This window comes from Vibrio sp. V39_P1S14PM300 (assembly GCF_009904765.1).
Classification (GTDB): Bacteria; Pseudomonadota; Gammaproteobacteria; order Enterobacterales; family Vibrionaceae; genus Vibrio; species Vibrio proteolyticus.
In genome coordinates, this window is record NZ_WXWP01000401.1 from 1 (window position 1) to 3,587 (window position 3,587).

Genomic DNA, 3,587 nt, shown 5'->3' on the forward strand with positions numbered 1-3,587 from the left:
CCTCTAAATAGCGCTGTCATTATTTGGTGAATATCAGGTGTTGGCTAGATAACAAAATAAGAACCGAAGGTTACCAAGAAGGGAACAATCACATGTTGAATGAGTTAAAGCGTATCGCCATCTTCAATAAAGTGGTCGAATGCGGCTCGTTTACTTCCGCCGGCGCGTCACTGGGCATGGCCAAATCTAAAGTCAGCGAGCAGGTCCGCTCCCTGGAAAGCCGCCTCAATGTGCGCCTGCTGCACCGCTCGACACGTAAAATCAGCCTGACCACCGAAGGGCACGCCTTTTATCAGCACAGTAATGGCCTGTTGCCTCTGGCCGAGCAGGCCGTGACCGCCATCCAGCATTTGTCCAGCGATGTCGCTGGCGTGATCCGGATCGGCACCACCATCGATGTGGGCAGTTATGTGCTGAGCCCGTTAATTTCCAGCTTTTCAGCGCAGTACCCGAATGTGGTGTTCGACATTCAGCTCGATGACGGGTTGCAGGATCCGGTTGCCGCCCAGTTGGATGTGGTCATTCGTATGGGCGAACTGACGTCCAGCTCCATGGTCGGGCGCGAACTGGCACCGTTTGAAATGGGCGTGTACGCCAGTCAGACATACCTGGCTGACGCCCCGCCGTTGACACAGTTAAAAGATCTGGAGCAGCACCCCTGGGTCACGCTAACCCGGCTGAATCTGCCGCAGGATCGACTGACACTGACCAACCCGCAAGGCCAGCGCTGTGAAATCCAAACTCGGCCGAAACACATCTGCAATGCCCCATTGGGCGCGATGTCAATGGTCCAGCAAGGCATGGGCGTAGGCTTGATTGCCAACTTCCTCGCTGATGAGATCAAGGATCCCAGTCTGGTGCGACTGTTTGAGGACTATCACCTCCCGGATGCCACCATGAACATTCTGTATCCCAGCCGTCGTCACCTGACGCCGCGAGTACGCCTGTTTATCGACTATTTGATTGATGCCATTCGCGCCTGAATCAAAAACGCCCCGTCGTTTGACGGGGCGTGAATCAGAGCGAGAGTCTTAGCGGCGACGGCGCCACGCGGCCAATCCGAACAACGACATCAGCATGCCAAGGCCAAATGAGCCCCCCATGTTCAGCTCCAGGACTGCCGGATCATGATCCGAGGCACGGAAGTGATCCTGATACTTCGGCAGATCGCCTTTGTACTCGTTGTTGTAATCAAACAGCGTCGATTCCCCGCCGTTGATGTGCCAGTCTGTGGCATCGACAAACTTGCCCTGCAGACTCGGGCTGATTAACAGGTGATCCAACGCCCCGACTTCGTCGTTAAACGAGTAGCTCCAACTGTCGGGATGCTGCATTGCCACGGCATTGATGTAGCCGTAGCTCTTGGTGATCAACGCCCCCTGGTCACCAAACTGAGGTTGACCATTGATGAAGGTGTTGCGCGCAGCTTTGATCGATTTGCCGTATTTCTCCGGGCTGTAATCCGTCAGTACCAGCATCGGATCTTCCATGCCGTATGAGTTCATGTCACCCAGAATAACTTTGTGACCGTCGATCTGCTCGAGTGCTTCTCCCAGCGCCACTGCCGCGGCAACACGAAAATTCTCACAAGATCCCTGTTTGTCGGCATCCAGTCCGCCCTGGCCCCCCTGCTCAATCGGTGCGGCGTCTTCCCAACATTTCGAGCCTTTGGATTTCAGGTGGTTGATCGCTACCGTGATGGTCTCGTTGGTGCCTTTGACTTTAAACGTCGGCGCCAGGGTATCACGCTGATAGTTCTTACCGTCTTCGATCACCTTACCGTCTTCATCCAGCACTTCCGGTGCCTGCTGGCTTGGCATTGGGATCACGCGGGTTTGTTTCAGCTTGACCACTTTTGGTCGGTAGATCACACCCGTGGTGATGACGTCAGTTCCGATGGTATCGTTCTGATCGGCTTTGCCGTCACCGTTAGTATCCAGCGCTGCGACGGCATAGCGGCGGTGTTTGTCGTCGATGCGCTGATTGAGCTGATCCACCAACTGACGAATGGCTCCGCCTTCACCAAAACCGTTGTTTTCGATCTCCATCAGGCCAATAATGTCAGCATCCAGACGCAAAATGGCGTTGACGATTTTCGCCTGTTGCAGTTCAAACTCTTCGTAGTTGTTCGCACCACGGTTACCACCGTGCGGGTTGGCGTCACCACCAAACGGCGAATTGAAGTAGTTGAGTACATTGAACGTCGCGATGCGCAGATCGCCTTCGTACATGTCTGGCTTCTCTGTGCGTGGATCGTTGCGTACAAAATTGTCCTGACTTAATGGCTGAGTCGCGATCAGGCGGTACTCACCATAGCTGTAGCTCAGTACGCCTTCCAGACCAACTAAGGTATCGTCGATGCGGATGTAATCCTCGGTTGACCCATTCTGATCCACATCGGTACGACCAAAGTCCGGGTAGTAAGGCACTTCGCCGTCTTTGGCTTTCTGATCAGCTTCCACAAACAGACGGCGCTGTGCGTTTTCCAGACTCTGTTGCTGCGCCTGCTCGGAGCCGGCGGCAAACATTTGGTTTGGCTGCATATTGATGCGACCCTGTGCCAGCACCATATTGTTGCGACGTGCGTCATAGTCGTAACCAAACGTACGGGTCACGCGCATGTCGAGATCCGCCGATGTCTTCACCAACATGCCTTCGTAACGTTCCAGGGTCTGGTCAAAATTGGCATCCGACGGCAGAATCACAATCTCATGCGCCGTTGGCGCCGGCTGTTCATCCTGCTTCACCCACTGGTTATTTTCCGCTTTGAGCTGCGTCAGGTTGTAGTATTCCTGGACTTTCCCTTTCACGCACACCACATCGCCCGCCTTCAGGCTGGAGCTGGTTTGATTCGTGTGGACAAACAGGCCTTCGGAGGTCTGCGGATTGTAATCGTCTTCCAGAGACTGCAGATAGAAGCCTTTCGTCAGCCCGGTGGTCACGGCACTGACCACACCTTTGACATAGAAATCTTCGTCGGTGATGTACGGGTAGCCACTGATGAACGGAGAGGTATCGCCTTCACCCTGAATGGTTTGAATCGCGGTAAACTGGGGCTCAGAGCCATCGTCCATCACACAGGCAAATGCCGCTGGTGGCTCGCTGCCATCCAGACTGCCAAGTCCTTCCAGGCTGTCTTTGGCCAGACTGGTCCATTGAGCTGGCTGGAAAGTCGCAGACGGGGTCATGCTGTCAGTGTTACGCACCAGCGTCACATCTTTGCCCCAGTCAACGTCGCCCATGTCACCCAGCACATCATGCACACTGCCATCTTGATTCAGCAGGGCCACCGGATCGTCACCGTTGAAACTGACAACCGCATCATTGGTATCATCGCTCAGTGCCAGAATGTCATTGCTGGCCTGAGAATTGGCGATCACCAGTACACTGTGAGCCTGTAGCACTTTGCCTTGCAGCGACATAATGTCATCCCAGCTCCCACCGCCGTTACGCGATTTTGCCAGACGGTACCCATCCAGACTGACGGCCTCATCGCCGGTGTTGGCAATTTCAATCGCCTTGTTGTAACTGCCACCTTCAACGTATTGTGAGAGAAGGATATCCGCTGCTGCCGGCATGGCCAGCGT

2 protein-coding genes are annotated in these 3,587 nt (G+C 54.6%); one reads left to right on the top strand and one right to left on the bottom strand.

The window, feature by feature from the left end:
* The first annotated feature begins 92 nt into the window (after nucleotides 1–92).
* Nucleotides 93–983, top strand: coding sequence for a LysR family transcriptional regulator (locus tag CAG65_RS20920; protein WP_161454878.1), 891 nt, complete (start codon nucleotides 93–95; stop codon nucleotides 981–983).
* A 48-nt stretch (nucleotides 984–1,031) separates the two neighbouring features.
* On the opposite strand, the gene CAG65_RS20925 is transcribed toward CAG65_RS20920, so the two are convergent.
* Complete coding sequence (locus CAG65_RS20925; protein WP_443098414.1) at nucleotides 1,032–3,584, bottom strand: ExeM/NucH family extracellular endonuclease; 2,553 nt, start codon at nucleotides 3,582–3,584, stop codon at nucleotides 1,032–1,034.
* Nucleotides 3,585–3,587: the final 3 nt, after the last annotated feature.

Bases quoted from the DNA above. Each gene is read 5' to 3' on its own strand.
- CAG65_RS20920 (WP_161454878.1), top strand. From the start codon at position 93: ATGTTGAATGAGTTAAAGCGTATCGCCATCTTCAATAAAGTGGTCGAA.